Origin of the sequence: Rhizobium binae, assembly GCF_017357225.1 — a bacterium.
Taxonomy (GTDB): domain Bacteria; phylum Pseudomonadota; class Alphaproteobacteria; order Rhizobiales; family Rhizobiaceae; genus Rhizobium; species Rhizobium binae.
The window spans coordinates 107729-128486 of record NZ_CP071604.1 but is presented as its reverse complement, the minus strand read 5'-3'; the positions used below and the strand labels follow the sequence as shown (position 1 = coordinate 128486).

Genomic DNA, 20758 nt, shown 5'->3' with positions numbered 1-20758 from the left:
CTCCGGGAACGATCCGACAGCTTAGCGGCTTCATATCCACTGCAGGGGCGCCTTGAATTTGGAGCTGATCCATGAGCCAAGAACGCGGCCGCAGAAAACTGATGTTGCGACTTCCCGACATCCGGCATCTGCTGGCGAGTATGACCAATGAGGCACTCGCGGAGATGTTTGAATCCTATGATCTTGCTGTCGATGCGCTGGAGCGGTTTCGGAACAAGAGCCCGGGAGAAGAGAGGCTGATCAGTGAGTATGAACAGCTCTGCCATGAAATCGAGCAGGAGGTTATCGTCTACTGCAAGAACAGGTGAACTCCGCCAGGCGGCGCCCCGGGAACAAGCTGTCCGAGGAGGAATCCCGTCTGCCTCGAGCCCACAGTCATCATGTCTTTTCGAGGCGTTCTGGTTGAGCGTCGAAACTCGCGGGGCGGCTATTTTCCGATGCGATCGGGACCGAAGGCCAGGCCCAGGCTATCAGCAACTCGTAGAAGACGCTGAGAACGACCGGCCCGAGAAATAGGCCCAGCAGGCCTTGGGAAAGGGTACCGCCGATCACGCCGATCAGGATCACCGGCATTGGCGTGGAGAGGCCGCGCGCCATCAAGATCGGTTTCAGTATGTTGTCGATGATCATGATGGGAATCGCCACGATGGTGAAAACCAGTGCAATCGACGTGGGCCAGGAGAACCACGCCCAGAGAATGACAGGCAAGAGGACAAGCGCCGGCCCGAGTTGCATCAGGCACAGGACAAACACGACAAACGTCAAAGGTCCGCTGGCCGGAATGTCGAATAGGGCAAAACACAACCCGCACAAGAGCGTTTGCAGAAAGGCGACACCGATGACGCCGCGCGATATGTTTCGCACCGTGGTTCCCGCCAATCGGGCAAAGCCGACACCCTTCTCGCCCGCGATCCGGCTTGCCAGTACCTGTATGGCTGCAGCCAGGCGTGTCGCGCGGGTGAGAAATATGCCCGAAAGCACGATCGAAACGACGAAACTCAAGATGCCGCCGCCGATCGAGGCAAGTTTCTCGACAATAACGGCCGTGACTTCACGAATGGGCGCCTGAAACTTGATGATGGTGGCGGCCAGATCGGTTGCGATCTGATTCCAGGCGCCGTGGATCCGCTCACCGACGACAGGCCACTCCCGGATGGCGGCCGGCGCTTCGGGCAGCGTGACATTCCCTGCGCGCAACTTGCCGATCAGCGCCTGCGCGGCGTCGGCAAAGTTGACCGCGACAAGGGCCAGCGGCGCGATGATCAGCACGAGAGAAAAGACGACGACGATGACGGCTGCGATAACGGGCCTGTTGCCGATCAATCTGGAAAGCGCCTCGAATATCGGGAAAAGTGCGACTGCCAGAATGGCGGACCAGATGACGATCAGCGCGAAGGGAGCAATGAGGATCAGGGTCCAATAGGCGAAAAGCCCGATGATGCCCAAGCGGACGAGATCGCTTATTCTCGCCTCTGTCGAAATCTGCCCTGGCCCGGCTCCCTCCGCCGCCATATCGCCTGCGTTCTCCATCGTTGCGTCCCGTCCGCCGCGTCTATGACGCGGCGTCCGGCACGACATGGCGAATGCTGCGGTCCTCCACGAAATCCGCCGGCCGCTTCTGACGTTTGCCGAGATCGGGCGCGTCGAACTTCACGCGCTCATAGGGGATCGATTGCAGGATATGCGCGATGCAATTGACCCGGGCGCGTTTCTTATCATCCGAGGGCACGATCCACCATGGCGCATGGTTGCTGTCAGTCATGCGCAGCATCTCGTCATAAGCCCGCGTGTAGTCCCACCAGCGCTGATAGGATTCGACGTCCATGGGGCTGAGCTTCCACTGTCGCACCGGGTCGTCGATCCGGCGCTTGAAGCGACGTTCCTGCTCTTCCTCGCTGACCGTCAGGAAATATTTGAGGAGAATGACGCCGCTTTCGACGATCGCAGCCTCGAAGCGGGGCGCCAGCTCAAGAAAGCGCTGCGCCTTCTTTTCGCTGCAGAATCCCATGACACGATCGACGCCGGCGCGGTTGTACCAACTGCGGTCGAATATGACGATCTCGCCGGCCGCCGGCAGATGGGCGATATAGCGCTGCATATAGATCTGGGATTTCTCGCGGTCGGTTGGCGCCGGCAGCGCCACGACGCGAAAGACTCGTGGGCTGACCTTTTCCGTTATGCGCTTGATCATGCCGCCCTTGCCGGCGGCATCCCGTCCCTCGAAGATGATGACCACTCTCGCGCCGGCTTTCTTGATCCAGGCTTGCAAATGGGCCAACTCCACCTGCAGCCGTCCGATTTCCTTGTCGTAATCCCATGATTTCTTTTTCTTCTTATTGTCCTTTACGACGCGGCTTACTCCTCCATCCGTCTGTGCGGGCTCATAATTCTCGTCCATTTCTTTCCCTCCCTAGTGGCTAAGATAGTTTGCCTGCCGACGTCGCAGCGCCGGTCTCGCCGACACTTCCGATCAGCGCTCTCAGCGCTTCCTCTCGACCGTTGAAAAGATTTTGGACGCCGATCGCTTTGATGACGCCTGCGCGATCGAGGATCCCGCGGCTTTCTTCACTGAGGTCGGCCATTGCAAAGACGATATTGCGCTTTGCCAGTATCTCGGCCACCGCGTCGAGCGCGGCTGCGCCGGTGCTGTCGATATGCGTGACGGCGCTGGCATCGAGCACGAGGCATCTGGTTTCGGCAGGAAGTCCCCTCGCGACCGCGGTCAGCCGCATGCGGACATAATCGGCATTGTAAAACAGGATGCTGCCCTGGATGGCGAAGATCGCCGCACCCTCGATAGGGCGAGCTTCCGGAAAGCGCGCGAGATCAAAAAAGCCGTGCCGCCCCTCGATACGGCCAAGCAGGCCATCTCGGGGAAACATCGTCTGGCGCAGGAGATAGACGAGCGTCGCCGCAACGGCGACGATGACGCCGTTGAGAACGCCGAAGCTGATTGCTCCCCACATGGCGATCAGCGCAAAAACGAATTCCATGCGGCTGATGCGCCAGATCTTTTTCAGTTCCTGAATATCGATGAGGCTGATCGCCGCCGTTGCAAGAATTGCGGCGAGCGCGGGAATGGGAAGGATCCGCAGCGTGCTGTGAAGGAAGACGAGCGCGGCAATGAGGGTCGCAGCCGATACCAGCCCGGCGAGCTGGGAGACGCCGCCGGTCGACAGGTTTATCGCGGTTCGCGAATCAGAGACACTGACCGGAAACGAGCCGAACAGGCCCGGCGCAAGATTGGCGGCGCCAAGTCCGATCAATTCCTGATTGGCGTCGACCTCCTCTCCGGTTCGCGATCCGAAGCTTCTTGCCGCGACGATGCCGGCGCCGAAGCTGACCAGAAAGATCGCGGCCGAACCGAGCACGATCTTGTCGAGAGGCATGTGTTGCAATGCAGGCAGCGACAGGCTCGGCAGTCCGCTCGGGATATCGCCGACAACTGCGATGCCGCGGCCTTGGAAATCGAAGATCGCCGAAAGGACGACCGACAGGACGACCACCAGAACAGGGCCCGGCACTTTGAACCGGAAGGCCCGGACGATCCACAACAAGGCGAACATGACGAGGCCGAGGAGGAGCGAAGGCCAGTGGATCAGGCTGCTTTTGGCGAGTATTTCGACAAGGGGCGGAATCAATCCGTCCGATTCGATCTTCACCCCTGTGAAGCGGCCGATCTGTCCGACAAGGATCGAGAGCGACACCCCGGCGAAGAATCCCACCAGAATGGGGCGGGAGAGGAAGCTTGCGAGAACGCCAAGCCTCAGCAGCTTCGCCGCGATGCAGCAGAGGCCGACGCCAAGCGCAAGAGCCGAGGCGATGGCGATCCGGTCGGCACCTGAGGTGGCGGGTTCGGCGGCGACGATCGCGCCCATGGCGGCCGCCAGCACCGTCATGGTCGCGGCATCCGGCCCGACGACCAAAATCCGGGATGGACCAAAGATCGCATAGGCGATCGGCGCAACAATGCTGGCATAGATGCCCGTCTCCGGCGGCAGGCCGGCGATGGCGGGATAAGCGATGGCGCTGGGCAGGCCGACCGCGGCGATCGACAGCCCGGCCGGGATATCGCTGCGGAGCCAATCCCTGCTGAAACCGGTCAAGCCGCGCAACATCGGAAGACTACCTATCACCGCCGGCTCCTTATGCTCTCGCCGTCTCCCTTGCCGTGTAGCTGCTCTGGGATTGGCGCCAACCTTTGCTCAATGTTCGAGGAACACGTAGTTCATCCAGGCGCTCATCCGCAGCAGCACCTTGCGGAGAAGGGCGACGTGATGCCAGTGATGGGTGTAGACTGCAACTTCGGCAACCACGCCGCCCGGCAGCTGATAACCATCGGTGCTTTCGAGCAGCTCGATCCGCGCGAGCGTTTGCCCCGGCGAGACGCGCTCGGGCGATTGCGGGTCGATCAGCGCGCCGCTCGGCTGCAGCTGGCCTTGGGCCATGACATCGATCACCTCTTCCACCCGTGCCTTGAATATCTTGCCGGGCACGGCCTTGAAGGAGACCTCCGCCTCATCGCCGACGCGGACGCGTTGCAGTGAGTTCTGGATGAAAGCTGCCGCCAGCATGCGGTCCTGGCTGTTGATGAAGACCATGACCGGCCGCAACGGCAACGGATTGGCCATCATTCCGGGGCGCAGGAAGACCTGGGTGACATAGCCATCAGACGGTGCCCGCACGACCGTCTGGTCGAGTTCATATTCGGCGCTGTTCAGCTCGGCTTGCAGCCTGGCAACCGTCGGGTTCGTGCCGTTGATCTCGGATTCGTAAGCAAGCCGTGCCTGAGCCGCCTGCGCGCGCGCCGTTTCGACCGCTGCTTCCGCAGTCAGATAGATGCCGCGCCGGTTCTCTACCTCGAGCTCGGAGTAAACGGCGCCCCTGCCGCTCGACTTCGCGTTCTCGTTCGACGCCTGGAACTTTTCAAAGGCCTGCAAGGACCTGTCGCGTGAGGCTTCAGCACCCGTGACTGCAGAGTTCGCTGCGTCGAGAGCGGCTTTCAATTGCAGGACGGTTTGCTTGGCCTCGGCAAGCGCGGCTTTTTTCTGGTCGACTGTAAACTGATATGGCCGGGGATCGATGCGGAAAAGGATGTCGCCCTTCGTTAGCGGTACATTTGGTGTGACGGGAACGTCGATGACCTGACCTCCCACGACGGGGATTACCGGAGCCGATGTGAAATAGACTCGCGCGTCGCTCGAGTAGGGATGGTTGTAACTCATCAGAAGCACAAGCGCCGAGATGATGAATATCCCGCCGAGGACCGAAGTTGCGAGCGTCCACTGGTTTACCGGGATCCTGAATATCTTGAAGATCGTCCAGCAGATCGCGGCATAGGTCAGCATGAGCAGCAGTTCCATCAGGCGGTCTCCTTCTCCGGAGTGCGCGTCTCCAGTTCTGCGATCCGTGCGTGGAGACGTGCAATCTCCGCATTCGCTTCGGCTTCCGGCGACAGTTTTCCGTCTTGCCGGATGCCCCAGCCGCGATCCTCGCGATAGAGCGTAGCCCAGATGAACAGGAACGGCCAAATTGCATGAAGCGTGAAGAGGCTGACCCATCCCGCAACATGGATGGCATCCTGATGAGGATGGTTGCGGGCCTTGGCCATCAGATGCGGAATGTCGTGAATAGCTATCACGGCATAGAAAAGCGTGACCACGACGAAGACCAATACGCCCAAGGCAAAATAGTCGAGAAACACGAACCCTCCCTTCCGGCTTGGGTCAGACCTCAGCCGTTGTCCAGCCGTTGATCGCAAGCGACGATGAATAGTAGGCTCGTTTCGGCGCAAAGGCCCGTAGCATCGCGTAATCTCTATCGAGGCGTTCGCAGACGATCCAACGCATCAGATCGCCTGGGCAGCAAGCAGAGCTGCCAGATCAGCGAGTCGCATCGTAAGATCGCGTATTTTACGTCTCCAGCCGGTTCGCCTGATATATAGTTTCTCCCATCTGCTTAGGGCAGTTCGGCGGCGGGGGCGGAGATGGCGTCGGGAGAAAATGGTTCGACATATCCGTCCGCCCTTGAAACGGCAGAGGCTTATTTCCCCGACCAGGCGAAGCTGGTGCAGCGGCTTTTCGACGTCAACGAGGCCTTTCACAGCATGTGCGAGGATCTTGCTGCCGCAGCGCAGGCTTTGGCGCAAGCCGAACAGCTGCCCGAGGCGATCAAGGAACTGCGGCGACTGGAGTATGCAGGTCTCGTCGATGCGCTTTTGAAAGAGATGCGGGAGGCGATATCACAATCGAAAATTGTGGTTCTCAGGCGGCCACCGGTCGCCGGCCCGAAGTCACCGTGAACGCGTCCGTCATTCAGACTATTCAAGGGAGGTCCATGTGCGATGAAAGCAATTTCCCGCAAACTGCTTGGTGGATTGTCGGCGCTGGCGATCATTGCGCTGCAGCCGGCCTTGCCCGTGCGAGCCCAGGCTCCCGCGCCAGCTGCCGCCCCTGCCTCGGCGGGTGCCGAGCAGCCGGCCTCTGCCCTTCTCTCCGAAGACGAGCTTGAAGTGCTCGTCGCGCGGATCGCGCTCTATCCCGACGAGCTGGTCGCGGCGATTTCGGCCGCCTCGCTCTTTCCCTTGCAGATCATCGAAGCCCAGCGTTTTCTGGACGCGAAAAAGAAGAATGCCGACCTCAAACCCAAAAGCGATTGGGATGGCAGCGTCATTTCGCTGCTCAACTACCCGGACATTGTCAAGATGATGAGCGAGGATCTCGATTGGACCCAATCGCTCGCCGATGCGCTCGCCAATCAGCAGAAGGACGTGCTGATTGCCATTCAACAGCTTCGCGACGAGGCGGTGGCAAAGAACATCATCAAGACCGATGACAAGGTGACGGTTGTCACCGAAAACGATAACATCATTATTCGGCCGACCGATCCCGAGAAGATCTATATCCCGCAATATCCGCCGGAAATGCTCTACGAGCCGGACTACGCCGCAGAACCAATCTCCTATTATCCGGATTATTACGACAGCTATTACTATCCGGGCGCAGGCTTCTTTGCCGCCGCCGTCACCGGGCTTACCTGGGCGGCCATCGTCAATTGGGATGACTGGGGCGTATGGGGCGGTCGCTGGGATGGCGATATCGACATCGACTGCAACAATTGCCTGAACAATCGCAACTTCAACGGAAAAATGAAGTGGAATGACGTCGACTGGGCGAATGTCGATCGCAGCAAGCTGAGCATCGGCAAGGACCAACTTGCGAAGCTCGACCGATCGACGATCAAGTCGGGCCTTCAGGCCGACAATCGCAATCAGCTGCGCAACAAGGCCGCGGATCTCCAGGCAAGCCAGAGGCCGGGCAATCGCGGAACAACGGCGCGCGCGGACGATATCCGGAAAAGCACGGCGCAAGGGCTGAAGGCCAAACCGCAGGCGGACAGGCCGACGGCCGCCAATCGCCAGAACGCGTCGCGGCCGGAGAACCGCCCTAAACAATCGGCCAACCGCCCCTCGGCGAAACCCGCGCAGAAATCCGTCAAGAAACCCAATAAGCCGCAAATGGCCGCCAGGCCGGACAATCGCGGACGCCAGCCGAGCGCACTCGGCAATGTCCAGCCGGGCCGCCAGCAGGCCGTCGCCTCGAAGCGAGGTGCGCAAAGCATGGGCGCTAACCGCCCGTCAGCCCGTCCCGCTCAGCACTCTCGCCCGCCGCCGTCGCGCGGGGGCGGCGGCCGCGGTGGCGGTGGTGGCGGCAGAGGCCGGCGATGAGACCCTTTCCGAGCCCATGGAGTTACATCATGAGACGCCAATCGATCGTAATCCCGCTCATGCTTGCAACGGCGCTTTGCGCAATGCCGACGACACCGGCGCTTTCGCAAGGTCAGACGGATCTCGCCGAATACAAGGCGGCAAAGCCGTCTCCGAAATTCGACAGCCCGGCACTTGCGCTTGACCGGCTGAAGTCGGTGCTCGCTTCCAACAATATCGGCGACCTTGCAGATCTGCTCGGTCTCAACGCAGAGAGGCTGCGCGCCAACAACGAGGCGATGATCGCCTATGGATTGATCCGGGAAGGCGCCGGGCGACAGGTGATCCTCAAAGACGCCGAAGGTGCGAAAATCGTTGCGATCGGCGATCGGCTCTGGCCTCTACCGTTTCCTCTGACGGAGGATAAGGACGGGAAATGGTCCTTCGATACGCAGCGCGGCTTCGAGGAGATCGTCAACCGGCGCATCGGCGAGAACGAGCTGGCGACGATCGACACGATGCATGAATATGTGGCGGCGCAGTATCAATATGCATCCGAGGACCGCGACGGCGACGGCATTTATGAGTTCGCCAAGAAACTGATCAGCAGTCCAGGCAAGCTGGACGGTCTCTACTGGGATCCGAGCGTCTACCCGGAGGAAAGCCCGGCGAGCGCCCTGGTCGAAACGGCGGCCTTCGGCGCCGCCAAACGCGGCGAGGGTTATTTCGGCTACCGCTATCGCATCCTGACCGCTCAGGGCGACAACGTGCTAGGCGGCAAACAAAGCTACGTCATCAACGGTTATATGACCGGCGGCTTCGCGCTCATCGCCTGGCCGGTCAAATATCGGGTGACCGGCGTGCAGACATTTATAGTCAACGGGAGGAGCGCCATCTATCAGCGCGATCTCGGACCGCAGACGGAACAGCGCGCAGCTGCGATAAAGGATTTCAATCCGGATGCCAACTGGACCGTTGTCAGCGAATAGGATCCGGCCGCACCCCGCGCCATTTCAGAGGCGCAGGGCGCCGCCGTCCTCAGCCGCCCATACATGCAGGGACGGCTTGTGCGAGGCAGCCGCCATGGCGCGATTGGAGTAGCGTTTGTTGCCCGTGACCTCTCGCCCGAGCCATTGTGGCAGGGTCGGCAGATCGTCTTCGCTCGCCATTTCGATCTCGGCGAGCGTCAATCCCTCATAGGCACCGGCAAAGACGTCCACATCCCAGTTTCTACCATCGTGGAGAACCCGGTAGCGCGTCTTCTCAATGACGCGGCCGCTCGCGTGGAGGAGCAGCTCCCGTGCCTCCTCCACCGGAATCTCATATTCAAATTCGTCCTTGGCGAGCCCCGATGTACGGAATTTGATTGTCAGGCAGGCCGAGCGACCGTCGATCACGCGGACGCGTACCGCGTTCTCGTCACGAGACAGGTAAGCCTGCTGCAGGACCTGCGAAATGCCGGCGCAACGGCGCCAGCCGTCGTTGCGCACGAGAAACTTGCGCTCGATCTCGGTCGCTTTCAAGTCGATCGCTCCCTACAGCGCCGCCCGTCCGCAAAGACATGCAAAAGGCGCTTTGACACTTTGAATTGCTCTTGTTCACCGCAAGCCGTTATCCCGAGCCGTTGCAGGCTGCCGGGCGACATCCATGTCTGCTCCTGCCGGTCAGTCGACAGGCGGCTCCCAGGTGAGGAAGAAGCCGACGTCTCCGGGCATGCCGTCCGGGAAGTTGATGATCATGGCCTTCAGCCCATATCCCTGCGGCTTGGCGACCTTTTCGAAAAGTTCGAGAAGTTCCTTTGCCTTTCCCTGCAGCGTATTCTGCCATCCCGGCAGGTTGTTGTTGATGGCCCGGCCGCTGTCGGTGCAGAAGGTCGATGGAAAGCTGTAGATCAGCGCCTCGTACTTGCCGTCCGCCGCCGCTTTCATGACCAGCCGCTTGATCACGGCGCGCTCCGTTTCACCGATCTGCTTGCGAAAAAAATCCTCGACGAATTCCGCGTGTTTCTTTGCTTCGCGCGCCTTGATCTTTTCGCTGCGCTCCATCTCGACAAGCTGAAGCTCCAGAGCACGTTTGCGCAATTCCTCCGCACTTGTCATGGGATGGGGTGTAGCGGTCTCAGGTGATGTCATCGCAGCCTCCTCCAGAATACCCATCGATGATAAGGCGAGCTGAAAGATCAAGGCAGTAAAATACATGTCCATGCCGGTAGAATACGGTATACTACGCCGGCATTTCGCGACCCGGATGCTTGCAACCAGCATCTGGGTATTTGTCGGATGCGTTTAGTAGGGCAAGTTATTCAGCCGGGCGGCATTGCCGGCATGGCAAGCGGGCATCATTGTTTAGACGGCGAGCTGCAGGTTGTCCACAATCGGGGAACTGGGGGAACCGATGACGAGTGCAAGCGTAAACAGGATCGCGGCCTCGCAGGAGGAAGTTCAGCAGCAACTCGAGCGAATTCTTTCCAGCGACGAGTTCCGCCTTCCCGAACGAGCCAGGCGATTTCTTGAATTCGTGGTCACCGAAACGCTCGCGGGCCGGCGCGACTATCTGAAAGCCTTCACCATCGCGCAGGCCGTTTTTGGCAGAGACGCGAATTTCGATGCCCAACAAGATCCCTGCGTTCGTATCGAAGCCGGTCGACTGAGACGGGAACTGGAACACTATTACCTGACCGCCGGCGCCGCCGACCGGATCATCATCACGATCCCCAAGGGCGGCTACATGCCCGTCTTCGAGGTCATAGAGAGCGCCGGCCCCGCGGACATGGGGCTGCCCGAACAGCCCGACCAGCCTGGGCTGTCCGGCGATGACAGCGGCCAGATCAATAGGGGTGCGGATCCGATCGGCCGCGAGCAACCGGATCGGCGTCTATGGCGGCCCCTATATTGGCTCCTGGCGGCGGGCTTCGCGCTCATCCTTATCTCGGCAGCGGCGCTGCTTCAACAATTGGAATCGCCGAAGGCGGCGCGCAAGACGGCAACACCCGACACGCGCCCCAGCATTCTCGTCGAGCGTTTCGAGAGCGTCTCGGACGGAGGCCTCGCCTCCGATATTTCTCGGGGCATGACCGACGATATCATCGAAAAGCTGGTCCGCTTCAATGACATTGTCGTCGTTACCGCCATGCCGCGGAACAGGACCGGCCGGGTTTCGTCGGAACCGCTCTACGCCCTGCAGGGAAGCGTGAGGCTTGAAGGCAGTCAGTTGCGTTCGACGGCCAGGCTGGTGCGGCGAGCGGACGCAGCAGTTATCTGGGCGAGCAATTATGATGCCGACATAAAGGTGCAGGGTATTCCGAAAACGCAGGCGAGCCTTGCCGGTGATATCGCCGCGGCGGTCGGGCGTCCGTTCGGCGTCATGTTCCAGACCGATACCGCCGCCATCGCCGGCAATGCGGATGCTTTCTCCTGCGTTCTCTCCTATTACAGCTATCGCAGCGAAATGACGGTGAAGGCGCACGCGGCGGCGAAATCCTGCCTGCAACGGGCCGCGGAAGAAGCGCCCGCCGATTCCAATGTCACAGCCCTTCTTTCGTTGATCCATCTCGACGAGTTCCGCTTTTCATACCAGCTTCACACCAAACCGACGGCCGCTACGCTCGGCATCGCCAAGGAACTTGCCGAACATGCCGTGCAGCTCGACCCGAAGAATGCGCGCGCCCTGCAGGCGCTGATGCTCGCCGACTTTTTCGGTAATGATCCGGCCGAGGCCCTCCGATCCGGCGCCGAGGCCTATGCCAGCAATCCGAACGACACCGAGGTTGCCGGCGAATACGGCCTGCGCCTGTCGATGTCGGGAGAATGGGACAAGGGCTGCACGCTGATTTCAGAGGCCGTCGGCAAGAATGCCGGCCCACGTGGATATTACGAAGTCGGAATGGCGCTCTGCGCCTTCATGCGGGGCGACACACAGGCTGCGGAACTTTGGTCGCGCATGTCGGACCTCAATTACAATCCGATGCATCGCCTCGTATTGCTCTCCATTCTCGGGGCGCGTGGAAAACAGCAGGAGGCAAAGGAGCAACTCGATTGGATCCGGCGCCAATCACCCGCACTGATCCCGAACATTCGACGGGAGGTCGTGAGCCGGCTGGCGCGGCCTGAAGATCAGGAACGATTCTTTGCGGGAATAGAGGCTGCTGGTTTGTCGTTGCAAGATGGCGACGCGCCGGATCGCTGAAGCGATGTGTGCTGAATGCCGGTGCCAGCGAGCACAGGGCCTGGGTGCGCCTGCACTTGCCATATGAGCGTCGTGTGGCACCCTCGTAGGGCAGTCACCTTGCCTTCCTGCTGACAGCTTACATCTAGGACCTTTTCTTCGCGAATGGTCTGCCTGAGGCCGACTTCGCCTTCTGCTCGGCATCCCCGCGCCGACGATGAGCCGTCTGGTGCGCATCACAGGGAACGCTTCAGCCTTTCGCGGCCCTCTCGCAGTCGCTGACGCGGCACGCCCTATCCATGGTCAGGTCTCACCTTGCTCGTCCGCGGTCATGCACCAGGTAAGGCTGGGGCAGAAATTAGACCAGATCCGTCGCCGCACAGACAGCGGATTGATTTCGCGGATTGAATATTGGCAACAGTCGGAAGTTGGTCTGAAACACTAGTCTGACTAGGCCTGAGCGATCGCCCTTTAAGTCAGCTCTCCGTCTGTTTCCGTTCTATATTTATGCCAGGGAAATTTAATGGTGGAGCTAAGCGGGATCGAACCGCTGACCTCTTGCATGCCATGCAAGCGCTCTCCCAGCTGAGCTATAGCCCCATCAGGGTGGTCCGGCCCTAGCCGGTCCTGGGATTTCCTCGGGGCATTCCCTTCGGAGTGGCGGCTTCTTACTTGCGGTTTTCGCAGATGGCAAGCCTAAAAAAACCGACCCGGAATATTTTTGTCATCCGGGCCGGCATTTGTCCGATCAGACTTCGTCTTCGTCGCCGGTGACGCCGATGATGTCGCTCATGTCGTCATCGTCATCGTCTTCGTCGGGCGTGAGGAAGGTATCGTCGTCGTCATCGCCCTCGATTTCGACATCGTCGTCGCCGATGTCCGGGATGTCGTCGCCGCCGGCGGCGTCATCGGCATCTTCCAGCGAGACCAGTTCGACTTCGGTGTTTTCGGTATCGACTTCCGCAACCTCGTCTTCCTCGGCAACATCGGCGATCGCCGAAGTTTCCTCGAAGAAGGACAGGGGGTAGGACTTGCCGGTATAAGGAGAAACGATCGGATCCCGGTTCAGATCATAGAACTTCTTGCCGGTTTCCGGATCGGTGCGCTTGGTTCCAAGTTCCGCTTTCGCCACTATAAGCCTCGTGAGAATGGCCGAATCCGCGATTCGGCAAAATGCCGTTCAAGCCGGCGTTCCATCGGAATTTATAAGCCGGTCCCCTTAATCGCTGCAGCTTCGCATGTCAAAGCCAAACTTTATCATCGCGGTGCCGGGTATTTCTGGCGCCGGCGGGTGGCCAGCCGGCACCCCTCTCGGAACGAGGCGCGGCGGTTGCGGAAGCGAGCGAAGATGGTTGCCGGAAAGGGCGGGCTTGCGAAGGAAATGCTGCGCCTTTACAAAAGATTATGCCACGCGTGGCTCAGCGTCGAGGCCCGCTGGCGCCCTGATCCAGGATTGATCCCATGATGACGAAGACTTTCACCATCGCCATCGACGGCCCGGCGGCGGCCGGCAAGGGTACGCTTTCGCGCCGTATCGCCGAGCAATATGGCTTCCATCATCTCGACACCGGCCTGACCTACCGCGCTACCGCCAAGGCGCTGCTCGACGCCGGCCTGCCGCTCGACGACGAGGCGGTGGCGGAAAAGATCGCGCGGGAGGTTGAACTTGGCGGACTGGATCGCGATATACTTTCGCAACACGCAATCGGCGAAGCCGCCTCGAAGATCGCCGTCATGCCGGCGGTGCGCCGGGCTTTGGTCGAGGCGCAGCGGCGGTTTTCGGAAAAGGCGCCCGGCACGGTGATCGACGGGCGCGATATCGGCACGGTTGTCTGCCCGGATGCGCCAGTAAAGCTCTATGTGACGGCGTCGCCGGAGGTGCGCGCAAAGCGCCGTTACGACGAGATCATCGGCCGAGGTGCGACGGCGGATTTCGATGCGATCTTCGAGGACGTCAGGCGGCGCGACGAACGCGATATGGGACGGGCCGACAGCCCGTTGAAACCAGCGGTCGATGCGCACTTGCTTGATACGTCGGAAATGAGTATAGAGGCCGCGTTTCAAGCCGCTCAATCGATCATCGATGCGGTCTTGAGCCGAAATGCCTAAATTCAAGCGATTTTGCGTGCCAAGAGCCACACGTCGCTTTTAAGACAGCAGCCTGAAATTCCGTCCAAGCGCCGGATTGCCTTCGTGAGAGAGGGCGGACTGGGTTCAGGCCCGTTCAACGCAAACCAACCGGCGCGCACGTGTCCGATTCCATTTGGGGACACGCAGGAGATTTTATGTCAGTAGCTACCCCCTCCCGCGAGGATTTCGCGGCTCTTCTCGAGGAGTCCTTTGCTAAGAACGACCTGGCCGAAGGCTATGTCACCAAGGGCATCGTCACCGGCATCGAGAAGGACGTCGCCGTTGTCGACGTCGGCCTCAAGGTTGAAGGCCGCATTGCGCTCAAGGAATTCGGCGCACGCGCCAAGGACGGTTCGCTGAAGGTCGGCGACGAAGTCGAAGTCTATGTCGAGCGCATCGAAAACGCGCTTGGCGAAGCCGTTCTGTCGCGCGAGAAGGCTCGCCGCGAAGAAAGCTGGATCAAGCTCGAAGCCAAATTCGAAGCCGGCGAGCGTGTCGAAGGCGTGATCTTTAACCAGGTCAAGGGCGGCTTCACGGTCGACCTCGACGGTGCGATCGCCTTCCTGCCGCGTTCGCAGGTCGATATCCGCCCGATCCGCGACGTCACGCCGCTGATGCACAACCCGCAGCCCTTCGAAATCCTCAAGATGGACAAGCGCCGCGGTAACATCGTCGTGTCGCGCCGCACGGTTCTGGAAGAGTCCCGCGCCGAGCAGCGTTCTGAAATCGTTCAGAACCTCGAAGAAGGCCAGGTGGTCGACGGCGTCGTCAAGAACATCACCGACTACGGTGCGTTCGTCGACCTCGGCGGCATCGACGGCCTGCTGCACGTCACCGACATGGCATGGCGCCGTGTGAACCATCCGTCGGAAATCCTGAACATCGGCCAGCAGGTCAAGGTTCAGATCATCCGCATCAACCAGGAAACCCACCGCATCTCGCTCGGCATGAAGCAGCTCGAGTCCGATCCGTGGGATGGCATCCAGGCCAAGTATCCGGAAGGCAAGAAGATTTCCGGTACCGTCACGAATATCACCGACTACGGTGCATTCGTCGAGCTGGAGCCGGGCATCGAGGGCCTGATCCACATCTCGGAAATGTCCTGGACCAAGAAGAACGTTCACCCCGGCAAGATCCTGTCGACCAGCCAGGAAGTCGAAGTCGTCGTTCTCGAAGTCGATCCGTCCAAGCGCCGTATTTCGCTCGGCCTCAAGCAGACGCTCGAAAACCCGTGGGCAGCATTCGCCCGCAGCCATCCGGCCGGCACTGAAGTCGAAGGCGAAGTCAAGAACAAGACCGAATTCGGCCTGTTCATCGGCCTCGACGGCGATGTCGACGGCATGGTGCACCTCTCCGACCTCGACTGGAACCGTCCGGGCGAACAGGTCATCGAGGAGTTCAACAAGGGTGACGTCGTCAAGGCTGTCGTTCTCGACGTCGATGTCGAGAAGGAACGCATCTCGCTCGGCATCAAGCAACTCGGCAAGGATGCAGTCGGCGACGCCGCTGCCTCGGGCGATCTGCGCAAGAACGCCGTCGTTTCGTGCGAAGTCATCGCGATCAACGATGGCGGCGTCGAAGTGAAGCTCGTCAACCACGAGGACATCACGTCCTTCATTCGTCGCGCTGATCTCGCCCGCGACCGCGACGAGCAGCGTCCTGAGCGCTTCTCGGTCGGCCAGGTCGTCGACGCCCGCGTCACCAACTTCTCCAAGAAGGACCGCAAGATCATGCTGTCCATCAAGGCTCTGGAGATTGCTGAAGAGAAGGAGGCCGTCGCTCAGTTCGGTTCGTCCGACTCCGGCGCTTCGCTCGGCGACATCCTAGGCGCAGCCCTGAAGAACCGCGGCGGCGAATAAGCCCCGCATCCTTCGCTAAAATTGAAGAACCCGCCGGAGCAATCCGGCGGGTTCTGCATTTCAGGCGATGAAACCATATCATTCCCAGCCGACCATGCGCTGGTAGAGCGCATAGACCGGGTCGGCGACCGCGCTGGCCGGCTGAGGCACCGGATCGGCGTCGATCATTCGCGGCGTCCTTCGCGCAGGTGCGGCGTCGGTCGCCGCGGCGTCCGGCTCGGCCTCCTCGGCTGACTGCGCCTGCTGATCTTGCTGCTGCTGATCCTCGGAAGCGTCGTCGCGCTGGTGCTGATGCTGGTGGTGCGTCTCCCCCGCTGTCTCGTTCGGTGGCATATCCTTGGCGAACTGATAAGGCAGCTGGGTATAGGCAACACCATCCGGCATTCTTGCCGCAAGCGGCACATAAGAGGTTTCAACGGCGTCAGGGGCCGGCAGTATTGGCGGCTGCGCGGCGATCTCTTTCGGCTGACGGTCAGCCGCCGCGGCGACCGCGCTCTCCATCGGCGCGGGACGGAGTGCTGCGGCCTGGCGCAGGTCGGGTGCGGGATTTTCAGAGGGATGCCTCGCCAAACTCTCGGTCGCGTCGCTGATGACGGCGTCATCGAGAATGGCATCGATCTCCACTGCCGCCTCGACGGGACCATCCTCCAGCGCGGTGTCGACGTCCTGCTCGCGGATGATGGTGGCGATCATCTCGGAGGCCTCTTCGGTCATCGAGGCGACAATGCCCGTCCAGTTTCTGGGAATGACGGGATCGGCCTTTTCCGAATTCGCACGCGGCTGGATGGCATGCGGCTCCAACGTCTCCCTGCTATCGGCGGCCGCGGCCGTCTCCGTCGATTGCGCGGCTTCGGTTTGCGAGGCGACCGGATTTTCCGGCGCGAGCTCTTCTGTCGTCGCGAGAGAGGAGCGGGCGTTGTTTTCAAGCTGCGGCGTTTTCGGCTCGGCTGCCGCTTCCAAGGCTTCGGGGGCGATCGTCTTCACGTCGATCATAGGCACTTCGGCGCCGACATGGGCGTCGGCCGGCGCAGGCGTCCTTTCTGCCGGCTGGCGCGGCGCGGCAGGCAGGCTGCCCTCATGCAGCTGGATTTCAGGGCGGGAATCGGCGCGCATCGGCGAAGCGTCGTTCTGGCTATAGGAACGCATCACCGCGCGGGCGGCGAGATCGCGGTCCTTGTAGCGGACGATTTCGAGATAAGCGACGATCCGGGCGGCTTCCGGACCCGTCGGATTTCTCAAGGCTTCGGCGATCATCCTGAGCGGCAGGCTGTGGCCCTGTCCGGCAAGCTGGCGCTCGACCTCGTCGATGCCGGCGGCCGGCAGACGCCAGATGGCATCGGCAAGCCGTGAGGCGTAGGCAAGATTGGTCTCGTCGTCGCGCCGATCGAGAGAGATCGAGCGGCCGGCCGCGTCGATGACATCGAAAAGGGCTTCGACCATGCGCTCGCGCGCGGCAAGCAGCAGGATGTTGAGCTTGCCGGCAATGGCGGAATTGAGATCTGCCGCTTCGACCGCGTTGACAGGCGCCGGGGCGATCACCGAACGATCAATGCCGCCGGCGACGATCGCGGCGGTCTGGCCTGGGGACGAAAAGCTCGCATTGGACGCTACACGAACGGGAGTCAACATGGCATGCTCCTTTCGCAAAGTGACGATGAAAGCAGGCTCTATGAAAGGATCGTGCTCATCCGATCCCTCTGCATCCCAGCAGATCCTCCTGTCCGCATGACGCGCTTCCGGCGTCATCGAATGCATAAAAATTAACAGGAATTTTAGTAAAGAGACCTTAACGAAACGCTAAAGCGGATCGCGACCTCGCGGATTCGCGTCGCGCGCTTCAGCTATTCGCTTTTTAGAGTCGTGGAAGCAGACCGGCTGGTGCCAGCGTTGGCCGGGCCGTTCGCTCAGCTATGAGCGAAGATATCGGCCTCCTCCCAGCCGAGCAGGTCGAGCTTGGCGCGGGTCGGCAGGAATTCGAAGCAGGCCGTGGCATGGTCGAAGCGGCCGTCGCGGATCAGGCGGGCGGTCAGCTTGTCGCGCAAAGCATGCAGGTGAAGCACGTCGGAAGCGGCATATTCGAGCTGGGCGGGAGACAGCGTTTCGGCGCCCCAGTCGGACGATTGCTGCGTCTTGGAGATATCGATGTCGAGCATCTCCTTGAGATTGTCCTTGAGGCCGTGGCGATCCGTATAAGTCCGGATCAGGCGCGAGGCGATCTTGGTGCAGAAGACCGGGGTCGTGGTGACGCCGAAGGTGTGGAAGAGCACGGCAATATCGAAGCGGCCGTAATGGAAGATCTTCTGATGGGTCGGATCTTCGAGCAAAGCGACGAGATTGGGCGCCTCTTTCTGGCCGGCGGCGATGCGGATGACGTCGGCGGTGCCGTCACCCGGCGAAAGCTGGACGACACAGAGCCGGTCGCGCCGCGGCACCAGGCCGAGCGTTTCGGTGTCGATGGCAATCGCACCGGTATAACGGGCGGCATCGGCCGCTGATATATCGCCTTCGTGATAACGTATGGTGGCGGCCATGAGACTGTCTTTCGTTCGGGATGTCAGGCTGAACCGGCCTGAGATCGTGTTTTAGCCCTATAGCGCAAAGCCGCAATATGCGAAACCGCTTCCTCTGCGAGTGGTTCAGAATGTCGGCGGCGTGTTGATCCAGAGAAGCACGGTTTCGCCGTCGTGGCGGTTGCGCCAGGAATGGTACCGGCGGCTTTCGAAATACAGCGAATCGCCCGGACCGAGATCGAAGAACTGATCGCCGTCGAGCACCAGTTCGAGCCGACCGGACAGGACATGCATGAATTCCTCGCCCTCGTGGCGGTAGGCGCCCTCGCTGGCCGCGCCCGGCGCCAGCACGAAACGATGGCAGTCCATCATCCTGGGGCCTTCGGCAAGCAACTGCACGGTGACGCCGGGCGTCGTTTCCGGCCAGCTGCGCCATTCGCCGGCGCGCACGAGCACCGGCACTTCGCCGCTTTCTTCGCCGGAGAGGCGTGAGACGGTGGTGCCGTAATAATCGGCGAGATCGTGCAGCGTCTTGAAGCCGACACCCTGCGAGGTGCGCTCCAGCGTCGACAGCGTCGACGCGGTGATGCCGTTGTCGCCGGCCACCTGTTCCAGCGTCTTGCCGGCGGCATGGCGCAAGCTGCGCAGTCTGCGGCCGAGGCCGGAATCCTGGCTTGCGTCGCCCTCGGCCGCGGGATCCTCACCCTCCAGCGCCTCGCGGATGGCCGCGGGATTGAGGCCGCGTTCGACCCGATACCAGGAGATGCGCTTCAGGCGCGCCACGTCGTCTGCGCTATATTGCCGATGACCGGTTTCGGAGCGGCCGGGAACCACCAGACCCTGGCTTTCCCAGAGACGCAGCGTCGAGGCGGAAACACCCGCGAGCCGCGCGGCCTCCGCCACCTTGTAGCGCACAGGCCCGTTATCGTTCATCCGCCACTTTCCCCGATTCTCGTCGCGCGAGCATTGATCAAAACGCCTGATGTTTGAAGCAAAAAATGCCTCTTGTTTTCTTGCAGGAAAAATGTAGGAATTTCCATAATATCTTGCAGAACTTATGCAAGATAATTTTCACACCTCGATATAGGAGCAGACCGATGACCGCGACAAGCCTTACGGACCGGAAGAACGCCGCGATTTCACGCGGAGTCGGCATGACCACGCAGATCTATGCGGACCGCGCAGAGAATGCCGAGATCTGGGACAAAGAGGGGCGCCGCTATATCGATTTCGCCGCCGGCATCGCCGTTCTCAACACCGGTCACCGTCATCCCCGGGTCATCGCGGCGGTCAAGGATCAGCTCGACCATTTCACCCATACCTGCCACCAGGTTGTTCCCTACGAAAGCTATGTCAGCCTTGCCGAACGGCTGAACGCGCTGCTGCCGGGAGACTTCGAGAAGAAGACGATCTTCGTCACGACGGGCGCCGAGGCGGTGGAAAATGCCGTCAAGATCGCCCGCGCGGCAACCGGCCGCTCGGCCGTCATCGCCTTCGGCGGCGGTTTCCATGGCCGTACCTTCATGGGCATGGCGCTGACCGGCAAGGTGGTGCCCTACAAGGTCGGCTTCGGCGCCATGCCGGGCGACGTCTTCCATGTCCCCTTCCCGGTCGAACTGCATGGCGTCACTGCCGATCAGTCGCTTGCGGCGCTGAAGAAGCTCTTTGCCGCCGATGTCGATCCGCAGCGGGTCGCCGCGATCATCATCGAGCCGGTGCAGGGCGAAGGTGGCTTCTATCCGGCGCCGGCCGCCTTCATGAAGGCGCTGCGTGAACTCTGCGACCAGCACGGCATCCTGCTGATCGCCGACGAGGTGCAGACCGGCTTTGCCCGCACCGGCAAGATGTTCGCGATGGACCATCACGAGGTGGCCCCCGACCTGACGACGATGGCAAAGAGCCTTGCCGGTGGCTTTCCGCTCGCCGCGGTCACCGGCCGCGCCGAAATCATGGATGCGCCGGGTCCTGGCGGGCTCGGCGGCACCTATGGCGGCAATCCGCTCGGGATCGCGGCTGCCCATGCCGTCCTCGACGTCATCAAGGAGGAGGATCTCTGCAACCGCGCCAACCTGCTCGGCGGGCGGCTGAAGCAGCGGCTGGAATCCTTGCGTGAAAAGGTGCCGGAGATCACCGATATCCGCGGACCGGGCTTCATGAACGCCGTCGAATTCAATGACCGGAGGACGGGATTGCCGAGCGCCGACTTCGCCAACCGGGTGCGGTTGGCAGCGCTCGACAAGGGGCTGATCCTGCTGACCTGCGGCGTCCACGGCAACGTCATTCGGTTCCTCGCGCCGATCACCATCCAGGACGAGGTTCTCGGCGAGGCGCTCGACATTCTCGAGGCCTCGATGCTGGAAGCGAGCGCGGCCAAGTAACCGAACCGGATT

Annotated in this window: 19 protein-coding genes and 1 tRNA gene; 8 read left to right on the top strand and 12 right to left on the bottom strand. The window is 61.1% G+C overall.

The window, feature by feature from the left end; all coding sequences use genetic code 11:
• The first annotated feature begins 71 nt into the window (after nt 1–71).
• Nucleotides 72–308, top strand: a complete 237-nt coding sequence (locus tag J2J99_RS00580) for a hypothetical protein (protein ID WP_168295774.1) — start codon at nt 72–74, stop codon at nt 306–308.
• A gap of 70 nt (nt 309–378) precedes the next feature.
• Here the strand turns inward: J2J99_RS00580 and J2J99_RS00575 are convergent, their stop codons facing one another.
• From J2J99_RS00575 to J2J99_RS00555, 5 genes are all read right to left on the bottom strand, one after another.
• Nucleotides 379–1530, bottom strand: a complete 1152-nt coding sequence (locus J2J99_RS00575; RefSeq protein WP_168295775.1) for an AI-2E family transporter — start codon at nt 1528–1530, stop codon at nt 379–381.
• A gap of 22 nt (nt 1531–1552) precedes the next feature.
• Nucleotides 1553–2398: a polyphosphate kinase 2 gene (ppk2, locus tag J2J99_RS00570; RefSeq protein ID WP_168295776.1), complete on the bottom strand. Its 846-nt coding sequence runs from the start codon at nt 2396–2398 to the stop codon at nt 1553–1555.
• Nucleotides 2399–2417: 19 nt separating this feature from the next.
• Nucleotides 2418–4136: a SulP family inorganic anion transporter gene (locus J2J99_RS00565; RefSeq protein WP_168295777.1), complete on the bottom strand. Its 1719-nt coding sequence runs from the start codon at nt 4134–4136 to the stop codon at nt 2418–2420.
• Between the two features lie 69 nt (nt 4137–4205).
• On the bottom strand, nt 4206–5363 hold the full coding sequence (locus tag J2J99_RS00560; RefSeq protein WP_168295778.1) for an HlyD family secretion protein: 1158 nt from the start codon (nt 5361–5363) through the stop codon (nt 4206–4208).
• Entirely contained in the window at nt 5363–5704 is a 342-nt protein-coding gene (locus J2J99_RS00555) for a DUF3302 domain-containing protein (protein ID WP_168295779.1), read from the bottom strand. The genes J2J99_RS00560 and J2J99_RS00555 overlap by 1 nt, the downstream gene beginning before the upstream one ends.
• A 282-nt stretch (nt 5705–5986) precedes the next feature.
• Here J2J99_RS00555 and J2J99_RS00550 point away from each other — a divergent pair, with 282 nt between their 5' ends.
• Genes J2J99_RS00550 through J2J99_RS00540 form a run of 3 tightly spaced genes read left to right on the top strand, consistent with a single transcriptional unit; the run spans nt 5987 to nt 8694 of the window.
• Complete coding sequence (locus tag J2J99_RS00550; RefSeq protein ID WP_168295780.1) at nt 5987–6301, top strand: hypothetical protein; 315 nt, start codon at nt 5987–5989, stop codon at nt 6299–6301.
• Nucleotides 6302–6343: 42 nt separating this feature from the next.
• Entirely contained in the window at nt 6344–7726 is a 1383-nt protein-coding gene (locus J2J99_RS00545) for a DUF3300 domain-containing protein (protein WP_168295781.1), read from the top strand.
• A gap of 29 nt (nt 7727–7755) precedes the next feature.
• The gene (locus tag J2J99_RS00540; RefSeq protein WP_168295782.1) at nt 7756–8694 is read left to right on the top strand and encodes a DUF2950 family protein; all 939 of its coding nucleotides are present in this window, start codon (nt 7756–7758) and stop codon (nt 8692–8694) included.
• A 24-nt stretch (nt 8695–8718) separates the two neighbouring features.
• On the opposite strand, the gene J2J99_RS00535 is transcribed toward J2J99_RS00540, so the two are convergent.
• Nucleotides 8719–9228, bottom strand: coding sequence for a CYTH domain-containing protein (locus tag J2J99_RS00535; protein ID WP_168295783.1), 510 nt, complete (start codon nt 9226–9228; stop codon nt 8719–8721).
• Nucleotides 9229–9369: 141 nt separating this feature from the next.
• A complete protein-coding gene (locus J2J99_RS00530; protein ID WP_168295784.1) occupies nt 9370–9837 on the bottom strand; it encodes a hypothetical protein in 468 nt (155 codons plus the stop codon).
• 262 nt (nt 9838–10099) lie between these two features.
• On the opposite strand from J2J99_RS00530, the gene J2J99_RS00525 reads away from it, so the two are divergent.
• Entirely contained in the window at nt 10100–11890 is a 1791-nt protein-coding gene (locus J2J99_RS00525) for a hypothetical protein (protein ID WP_168295785.1), read from the top strand.
• Nucleotides 11891–12393: 503 nt separating this feature from the next.
• Here the strand turns inward: J2J99_RS00525 and J2J99_RS00520 are convergent.
• Nucleotides 12394–12469, bottom strand: a tRNA-Ala gene (locus J2J99_RS00520).
• Nucleotides 12470–12617: 148 nt separating this feature from the next.
• Nucleotides 12618–13001, bottom strand: a complete 384-nt coding sequence (locus J2J99_RS00515) for a TIGR02300 family protein (protein WP_085776500.1) — start codon at nt 12999–13001, stop codon at nt 12618–12620.
• A gap of 329 nt (nt 13002–13330) precedes the next feature.
• Here J2J99_RS00515 and cmk point away from each other — a divergent pair, with 329 nt between their 5' ends.
• The gene (gene cmk, locus J2J99_RS00510; RefSeq protein WP_168295786.1) at nt 13331–13978 is read left to right on the top strand and encodes a (d)CMP kinase; all 648 of its coding nucleotides are present in this window, start codon (nt 13331–13333) and stop codon (nt 13976–13978) included.
• A gap of 176 nt (nt 13979–14154) precedes the next feature.
• On the top strand, nt 14155–15858 hold the full coding sequence (gene rpsA, locus J2J99_RS00505) for a 30S ribosomal protein S1 (RefSeq protein ID WP_097608069.1): 1704 nt from the start codon (nt 14155–14157) through the stop codon (nt 15856–15858).
• Between the two features lie 78 nt (nt 15859–15936).
• Here the strand turns inward: rpsA and J2J99_RS00500 are convergent, their stop codons facing one another.
• From J2J99_RS00500 to J2J99_RS00490, 3 genes are all read right to left on the bottom strand, one after another.
• On the bottom strand, nt 15937–17487 hold the full coding sequence (locus J2J99_RS00500) for a hypothetical protein (RefSeq protein WP_168295787.1): 1551 nt from the start codon (nt 17485–17487) through the stop codon (nt 15937–15939).
• 275 nt (nt 17488–17762) lie between these two features.
• On the bottom strand, nt 17763–18389 hold the full coding sequence (locus tag J2J99_RS00495; RefSeq protein WP_168295788.1) for a ribonuclease D: 627 nt from the start codon (nt 18387–18389) through the stop codon (nt 17763–17765).
• A 105-nt stretch (nt 18390–18494) separates the two neighbouring features.
• Nucleotides 18495–19301, bottom strand: a complete 807-nt coding sequence (locus J2J99_RS00490; protein WP_168295789.1) for a MerR family transcriptional regulator — start codon at nt 19299–19301, stop codon at nt 18495–18497.
• 164 nt (nt 19302–19465) lie between these two features.
• On the opposite strand from J2J99_RS00490, the gene J2J99_RS00485 reads away from it, so the two are divergent.
• The gene (locus tag J2J99_RS00485; protein ID WP_168295790.1) at nt 19466–20746 is read left to right on the top strand and encodes a 4-aminobutyrate--2-oxoglutarate transaminase; all 1281 of its coding nucleotides are present in this window, start codon (nt 19466–19468) and stop codon (nt 20744–20746) included.
• Nucleotides 20747–20758: the final 12 nt, after the last annotated feature.

Bases quoted from the DNA above. Each gene is read 5' to 3' on its own strand.
- J2J99_RS00485 (WP_168295790.1), top strand. From the start codon at position 19,466: ATGACCGCGACAAGCCTTACGGACCGGAAGAACGCCGCGATTTCACGC.
- J2J99_RS00500 (WP_168295787.1), bottom strand. From the start codon at position 17,487: ATGTTGACTCCCGTTCGTGTAGCGTCCAATGCGAGCTTTTCGTCCCCA.
- J2J99_RS00540 (WP_168295782.1), top strand. From the start codon at position 7,756: ATGAGACGCCAATCGATCGTAATCCCGCTCATGCTTGCAACGGCGCTT.
- J2J99_RS00525 (WP_168295785.1), top strand. From the start codon at position 10,100: ATGACGAGTGCAAGCGTAAACAGGATCGCGGCCTCGCAGGAGGAAGTT.
- ppk2 (WP_168295776.1), bottom strand. From the start codon at position 2,398: ATGGACGAGAATTATGAGCCCGCACAGACGGATGGAGGAGTAAGCCGC.
- J2J99_RS00560 (WP_168295778.1), bottom strand. From the start codon at position 5,363: ATGGAACTGCTGCTCATGCTGACCTATGCCGCGATCTGCTGGACGATC.
- J2J99_RS00550 (WP_168295780.1), top strand. From the start codon at position 5,987: ATGGCGTCGGGAGAAAATGGTTCGACATATCCGTCCGCCCTTGAAACG.
- cmk (WP_168295786.1), top strand. From the start codon at position 13,331: ATGATGACGAAGACTTTCACCATCGCCATCGACGGCCCGGCGGCGGCC.
- J2J99_RS00580 (WP_168295774.1), top strand. From the start codon at position 72: ATGAGCCAAGAACGCGGCCGCAGAAAACTGATGTTGCGACTTCCCGAC.
- rpsA (WP_097608069.1), top strand. From the start codon at position 14,155: ATGTCAGTAGCTACCCCCTCCCGCGAGGATTTCGCGGCTCTTCTCGAG.
- J2J99_RS00545 (WP_168295781.1), top strand. From the start codon at position 6,344: ATGAAAGCAATTTCCCGCAAACTGCTTGGTGGATTGTCGGCGCTGGCG.
- J2J99_RS00490 (WP_168295789.1), bottom strand. From the start codon at position 19,301: ATGAACGATAACGGGCCTGTGCGCTACAAGGTGGCGGAGGCCGCGCGG.
- J2J99_RS00495 (WP_168295788.1), bottom strand. From the start codon at position 18,389: ATGGCCGCCACCATACGTTATCACGAAGGCGATATATCAGCGGCCGAT.
- J2J99_RS00575 (WP_168295775.1), bottom strand. From the start codon at position 1,530: ATGGAGAACGCAGGCGATATGGCGGCGGAGGGAGCCGGGCCAGGGCAG.
- J2J99_RS00530 (WP_168295784.1), bottom strand. From the start codon at position 9,837: ATGACATCACCTGAGACCGCTACACCCCATCCCATGACAAGTGCGGAG.